Annotated in this window: 7 protein-coding genes; 4 read left to right on the top strand and 3 right to left on the bottom strand. The window is 37.6% G+C overall.

All coding sequences use genetic code 11. The features are described 5' to 3' along the window. Positions 1-79 precede the first annotated feature (79 nt). Positions 80-457 carry a nucleotidyltransferase family protein gene (locus IQ228_RS17500; RefSeq protein ID WP_027404940.1) on the bottom strand — a complete coding sequence of 126 codons (378 nt, stop codon included), beginning with the start codon at positions 455-457 and terminating at the stop codon, positions 80-82. Positions 458-576: 119 nt separating this feature from the next. Between IQ228_RS17500 and IQ228_RS17505 the strand changes: the two genes are divergently transcribed. Further along, positions 577-1812, top strand: a complete 1236-nt coding sequence (locus tag IQ228_RS17505) for an LL-diaminopimelate aminotransferase (RefSeq protein ID WP_027404939.1) — start codon at positions 577-579, stop codon at positions 1810-1812. Between the two features lie 68 nt (positions 1813-1880). Here the strand turns inward: IQ228_RS17505 and IQ228_RS17510 are convergent, their stop codons facing one another. Both IQ228_RS17510 and IQ228_RS17515 read right to left on the bottom strand, forming a co-directional pair. Continuing rightward, positions 1881-2348: a DUF29 domain-containing protein gene (locus IQ228_RS17510; RefSeq protein ID WP_027404938.1), complete on the bottom strand. Its 468-nt coding sequence runs from the start codon at positions 2346-2348 to the stop codon at positions 1881-1883. 89 nt (positions 2349-2437) lie between these two features. Then, positions 2438-3199 carry an ABC transporter ATP-binding protein gene (locus IQ228_RS17515; protein WP_027404937.1) on the bottom strand — a complete coding sequence of 254 codons (762 nt, stop codon included), beginning with the start codon at positions 3197-3199 and terminating at the stop codon, positions 2438-2440. Positions 3200-4152: 953 nt separating this feature from the next. On the opposite strand from IQ228_RS17515, the gene IQ228_RS17520 reads away from it, so the two are divergent. The 3 genes from IQ228_RS17520 to IQ228_RS17530 are packed head-to-tail and all read left to right on the top strand — an operon-like array spanning position 4153 to position 6936. After that, a complete protein-coding gene (locus tag IQ228_RS17520; RefSeq protein WP_027404936.1) occupies positions 4153-4407 on the top strand; it encodes a SemiSWEET transporter in 255 nt (84 codons plus the stop codon). Positions 4408-4423: 16 nt separating this feature from the next. Further along, complete coding sequence (locus IQ228_RS17525; RefSeq protein WP_193963744.1) at positions 4424-6046, top strand: radical SAM protein; 1623 nt, start codon at positions 4424-4426, stop codon at positions 6044-6046. Next, positions 6046-6936 (top strand): Rpn family recombination-promoting nuclease/putative transposase, encoded by an 891-nt coding sequence (locus IQ228_RS17530; protein ID WP_193963746.1) that lies wholly within the window; start codon positions 6046-6048, stop codon positions 6934-6936. The genes IQ228_RS17525 and IQ228_RS17530 overlap by 1 nt, the downstream gene beginning before the upstream one ends. The last annotated feature ends 97 nt before the right edge of the window (positions 6937-7033 follow it).

Consider the following 7033-nt stretch of genomic DNA (forward strand, 5'->3'; position numbering starts at 1 on the left):
AATAATAATAATCTATTAACTCTATTCACCAATTCTTCAAGCTTGATTAGTTCTTCAGAAATTTTTTTCCTCAATCCAATCATAGTTCTATTCCTTGAGAAATTGCAGGTAAAATATAAGATTTAGCGTGTTGTGCTTCCATCAAATCAAGAGAAAAATCTTCAGCAATATCTAAAAGAACCCCCACTGCTTTAAAATAATCTTTTTCTGGTAAACCCCAAACAGCTAAATCAATATCAGAACGCCAACTCATTTGTTGATGATCCAATAAAGAACCGAATAAGACAACTTTTTCTGCACCAAATCTTTCTTTCAATATTTTGGCACATTGTCGAGCAATTTTTAAACCTTGCTTTTGGCGTTCTTGCATAGCAACTAGAAACTGAGGACGATTTTTTCTAGCCTCTAAAACCTCTTGGATAATTCGTTGTTTAGTAGCTTCATTAATGAGACTCATAGTTTCTCAAATATGGGAATTTTCTAAAATAATTATAACTCGATTTCATGGAAAATTGCTCTATCAGACATTACTCAAAGTAAGATAGTGTATGATTGTCTTTTTTCTCAAAATTTACTATGGCTACAATTAACGACAACTACCTGAAACTCAAAGCTGGTTATCTGTTTCCAGAAATTGCGCGACGGGTAAATGCTTTTGCCCAAGCTAACCCTGATGCTAAAATCATTCGCTTGGGGATTGGTGATGTCACTGAACCCTTACCAGAAGCTTGTCGCACAGCCATGATTAAAGCTGTAGAAGATATGGGCGATCGCTCATCTTTTAAAGGATATGGACCAGAACAGGGTTATGCTTGGTTAAGGGAGAAAATCGCCACCCACGACTTCCAGGCACGGGGAGCAGCCATAGAAGCCGATGAAATCTTCATTTCCGACGGTTCTAAGTGCGATTCTGGCAACATTCTCGATATTTTTGGCAAAAATAACATTATCGCCGTTACAGACCCAGTATACCCCGTTTACGTAGATACCAACGTCATGGCAGGTAACACGGGAGACGCGAATGAAAAAGGCGAATATGGTGGTTTAGTTTATTTACCTGTCACCGCTGAAAATAATTTCACAGCGGAAATTCCTAGCCAAAAAGTTGATTTAATTTATCTTTGCTTTCCTAATAATCCTACAGGTGCAACTGCAACCAAAGAACACTTGCAAGCCTGGGTAAATTATGCCAAAGCTAACGGTTCAATTATCTTCTTTGATGCTGCTTACGAAGCATTTATTACAGATCCTACCTTACCTCATTCTATTTTTGAAATCGAAGGTGCGAGAGATTGTGCTATTGAATTTCGTTCTTTCTCCAAAAATGCTGGGTTTACCGGAACTCGTTGCGCTTTAACTGTTGTTCCCAAAAACCTCACAGCTAAAGCTGCTGACGGTACTAATGTCGAACTTTGGAAACTCTGGAATCGTCGTCAGTCTACCAAATTTAACGGCGTTTCTTATATTATTCAACGCGGTGCAGAAGCGGTTTATTCAGAAGCAGGACAAACACAAATCAAAGGTTTGGTAAACTTCTATTTAGACAATGCTAAAATCATTCGTGAAGAACTGAAAAACGCTGGTTTAAATGTTTATGGTGGCGTAAATGCCCCTTACGTATGGGTGCAAACTCCTCATGGTTTATCTAGTTGGGAATTTTTCGATAAGTTATTAGAAACCGTGAATGTTGTCGGAACTCCTGGTTCTGGTTTTGGGGCTGCGGGTGAAGGTTATTTCCGTATTTCTGCCTTTAATAGTCGGGAAAATGTAGAAGAAGCCATGAAGCGAATCACCGCTAAGTTTAAGGTGTAATTCAAGTTTAATAATTTAGGGTGGGTAATTCCCACCTTACTTTTGTGAAATGAAACTTCTCCTGTCATTTACAATCCGTAGAAGTCCTCATTTAAAATTTGCTCAATCGAAAAAGGAAAGGTGATAGGATATTCACTTTCTTCCGGTATCCGCACCCCAAATTTGGCAAATTTAGCTTCTTTAATTGCTAACTTACGAGCGTCGGGATAAGCTTTTTCTATAGCTTCAACCAAGAAACTTTTAAGAGAGGGAGTATCGGCTAAATTATCCAGAACCCGCTGACGATGTTCCACAACTGAACTGTACCAACTTCCCTTCATCGAATCAGGTGCATCATGTTGAATCTTTAACTTGAGTAAATGAGCCAATAAAATTTTGAGATTACTTCTGAGCGTATTCTTCTCCGATTTACCCAAATCAACTAACTCCTCAATCAAATGCTGAATATCTAGCGACTCAAATTCATGATTTTGTAACTGCTGAATTGTTTGCTCAATCCATAATTGCAAATCGCTATCATATAGGGTGTTAGACATCTTTTTAGATTTACTCCCAGTGCAAATTTTGATTTAGTGAAGTAAGAAAATTAAGCCATCAAACTCTTATCTTTTCCCTCCTGCTGTATTTAAGATGTGACAACTTCATGTAATTCATGGGGAGTCAGATGAGAATGAACAACTTCACCATCACGAAACCAAACAATCCGTTTAGTTTGTCGCGCAACTTCTGATTCATGGGTGACAATAACAACGGTAATACCACTGCTATTAAGTTCACTGAACAAGTCTAATACTTCTTGGGTAGTATGAGAATCAAGTGCGCCGGTGGGTTCATCTGCGAGGAGAACAACGGGATTGTTGACAATGGCACGAGCGATCGCTACTCTTTGTTGTTGTCCCCCTGATAATTGGGTAGGTTTGTTGTTGAGGCGGTTTTCTAAGCCAACTTTGATTAATGCGGATGTCGCCCGATCTTTTCTTTCCCCAGATTTAACACCAGCATACACCATTGGCAGCATGACATTTTCTAGGGCTGTTAATTGATTTAATAAATGGAATTGTTGAAAGACAAAACCGAGTTTTCTATTGCGAATATGCGCCAATTCAGTATCATTCATTTGCGCGACATTCAAATTATCTAAATAATAATTTCCACTACTAGGACGATCTAAACAACCGATAATATTCATAGCTGTAGATTTGCCCGAACCAGAGGGTCCCATAATCGAACAATATTCGCCTTGTGTGATCACCAAATTTACATTATTCAGTGCCTTAACTTCTATTTCCCCAATTCCATAAATTTTGAAAATATCCTCTAATCGAATAATTGCTAATTCTGGTGCATGGGGAATATTTGCATTAGTTATTGTCAGAGTATCATCCACAAAGATTTATCCTTATGTAAAATATAATTGTAGTAAAGATTAGGGGAACCACGGGGGGATCGTCCCTACATATATTATGGGATTTTTTGGGCGATCGCATCATGTAGAATTGATATTGATCATTAACCCGATAATTATGAGGGCAACTACGGGGTCTACACATACACATATTTATAGGATCTGTTTAGGCGATCGCATCACTCCTCATGTAGAATTCTGACTTTTCCCGTTAAGTCTTGAAAGGCTTGTCAGCAAAGGATTTATTTTAGCCGGTTTTTAGCTTTTTTAATGGATAATACACAATGAAGTGGGGAATGTGGGATAAAAAAGGGTGTATTGTTTCATATTCGATTCCTCGCCAATTAGAGATGGCAATTGATAACTAAGTATGTTGGCGTTGAAAATTGTCGTTATGGCAAGGCAAAAGGCAAGAGTGAAGAGGGTTTGGGCGATTTTATGTTTCTTTACACAGTTTGGTTTTATTGTGTTCACCTACTTATTCTTATAGGGACTTCCAATTAAAAAAATACCCAAAAATTTCTTGTGGTGCGGGCATCTTGCCCGCTAATCATCAAGGACAAGCAGGACTTGTGCTGAGCTTGTCGAAGTATGCCCATCCCACAAAATTGGGTAATTTATTTTTTGGTGTTCCCATAGAATGCCCACATTAAGTAGGTAAACAAAATAAAAATGAGGGGTATTGCGTTTTGTAAAATGGCTGAAACTCAATCATAATCTCGCATTGAGACAACTTTACATATCGTTATATACCTTTAAATTTTTCCGTTTACCTACTTATCATCAAAACAATAACTCACAAATAATATTTTTTCCGGATCTAAGATTCAAATAACATGATCTAAAAAACTTTTTCAATTTTTAATTTCTACTATTGAGCTAAATATCTGCAATTAATGGAGTATAATCTTTAAAATCAGGATATATTATTGAACATGGATTTTATCACCATTTTAGGCTTAGTTGCAGGGGCATTAACTACTATTGCTTTTTTACCACAAATGTTCCAAATATGGCGCACGAAATCAGCAAAAGATGTTTCTTATGTGATGCTGATTGTCTTCATGAGTGGTTTGTTTCTGTGGTTAGTCTATGGGATTATTCTCGGTGCTTTGCCCGTTATTCTCGCTAATGGGGTGACATTATGTTTTAACTTGATTATTCTATGGCTTAAAATTAAATATAGATAACCTTACTAAAAAAGCTGTGACATCATCTGTATTTGACTGCGAACGCCTTCTATTTACCCCTGCAACCCCCAAGCACGATGCCATTCCCGTAATTTTCGCCTTTCCCAATGAGTACACTGTGGGGATAACTAGCCTGGGTTATCAGGTAGTATGGGCGACTTTGGCTATGCGTGATGATTTGCAGGTAAGTCGCTTATTTACTGATATTCGGGAACAACTTCCTAGATATCCAGAATTATTAGGTTTTTCGATGTCTTGGGAATTAGATTATGTGAATATTTTTAATCTTCTGGAATCTTTAGAAATTCCCATTCGGGCTAATTCTCGCAATCAAAATTATCCTTTAGTTTTTGGTGGTGGACCAGTTTTGACGGCTAATCCTGAACCTTACGCCGAATTTTTTGATGTGATTTTATTGGGAGATGGTGAAAATCTGCTTGGCGATTTTATAGATACTTATAAAAAAGTCAGAAATGCTGATAGAGAAACTCAATTAAAAACTTTAGCCCAAGTTCCGGGAATTTATATTCCTAGTTTATATGTAATAGAATATGTTACCCCAGATGGGGAAATAAAATCAATTAATCCGATTTCAGAGGAAATTCCCCCAATTATCCAAAAGCAAACTTATCGAGGCAATACTCTTTCTGCTTCTACTGTGGTGACAGAAAAAGCGGCTTGGGAAAATATTTATATGGTGGAAGTGGTGCGGAGTTGTCCCGAAATGTGCCGCTTTTGTTTAGCTAGTTATTTAACGTTGCCTTTTAGAACTGCGAGTTTGGAAAATTCTTTAATTCCTGGGATTGAACGGGGTTTAAAAGTTACAAGTCGGTTGGGTTTGTTAGGGGCTTCTGTTACTCAACATCCAGAATTTACAGAATTATTAGATTATATTAGTCAACCAAAATATGATGATGTGCGGTTGAGTGTGGCTTCTGTAAGAACCAATACAGTTACAGTTAAATTAGCCGAAACTTTGGCAAAACGAGATACAAGATCATTGACAATTGCGGTGGAAAGTGGTTCGGAAAAAGTTCGGAAAATTGTCAATAAAAAATTAGGTAATGATGAAATTATCCAAGCAGCTATCAATGCAAAAGCTGGTGGTTTATCTAGTTTAAAACTCTATGGAATGGTGGGAATTCCTGGGGAAGAAGCAGAAGATGTGGACGCAACTGTAAAAATGATGGAAGGTATAAGAAAAGCTGCCCCTGGTTTGCGGTTAACACTGGGATGTAGTACCTTTGTCCCCAAATCACACACACCATTTCAATGGTTTGGGGTAAATAAGCAAGCAGAAAAGCGGTTGCAATTGTTACAAAAGCAAATAAAACCTCAAGGGATGGAGTTTCGACCAGAAAGCTATAATTGGTCAATTATACAGGCTTTGTTGTCGAGAGGCGATCGCCGACTTTCTCCATTATTAGAATTAACCCGTGATTTTGGCGACTCTTTGGGAAGTTATAAACGGGCTTTTAAACAACTGAAAGGACAAATTCCCGACTTAGATTTTTATGTTCACAGCAATTGGTCAACTGAGCAAATTTTACCTTGGAATCACTTGCATGGACCCTTACCTCAGTCTACACTAATTAAGCATTTAGCAGAAGCTACCAGCTTGGAATTAAATCATAAATAATGCACACAGATACAATATTCTACCAAATCTTCCTCACCTTCCATACTCTATTATTTGAACTACTGGGACAACCAACAGAAAATGCGGAAGGTTATGAGTTTACGTCTGTAGAAGTTAAAGAAAAAGCTTTTCGATTTGATGGGATATTCATGCCAGATAGTGAGGAAAAACCCATCTATTTCGTCGAAGTACAATTTCAAAATAAACCAGAATTTTACTGGGAATTAATCACAGAGATAAATATTTATCTCAATCAATATAAACCAGAACAAGACTGGCAGGCAGTAGCTTTATTTGCTAAACGTAGTTTAGATGTAGAAAGATTAACTAATTACCAACAAGAATTAGTCAATAGTGGTCGCATCAAACGAATTTATTTAGATGAAATACCATCAGGTTCAATAGGTGTAGGGTTAATTGAATTAATTGTCAGTAAAGAAAACCAATCACCACAATTAGTTCAAAACTTGATGGCAAGAACAAAAACAGAAGTTAGCAATGAGAGAGAAAGACAAGGTATTATAGAGTTATTGGAAACTGTCTTAGTGTCAAAGTTTTCCCAATTAAGCCGTCAGGAGATAGAAGCCATGTTTTTAGTAAGTGATATTAAGCAAACAAGGGTATATCAAGAAGCAAAGCAGGAAGGTGAACAAGAAGGTAGACAAGAAGGTAGACAGGAAGGTAGACAGGAAGGTAGACAAGAAGGTGAAAAAACCTTACTGCTGCGGCAGTTATCTAAGCGGTTTGGAAAATTGATTACTCGCCATATCGAAAGTATTAACAGCTTGACAATAGCACAGCTAGAAGACCTCGGAGAAGCATTATTAGATTTTGGAGATATTAATGACTTAGAACAATGGCTAAGAGGATGTTTTAAAAGTATTAGATGAAACCGATAATCTCCAAAAACCTAACCCCCCTGCCCCCTTCCCTACGAGGGAAGGGGGTTTTCAAAGCCTCTCCCCGCTTCGGGGAGAGGTTTGGAGA

Origin of the sequence: Dolichospermum sp. LEGE 00246 (genome assembly GCF_015207865.1) — a bacterium.
GTDB lineage: Bacteria > Cyanobacteriota > Cyanobacteriia > Cyanobacteriales > Nostocaceae > Dolichospermum > Dolichospermum heterosporum.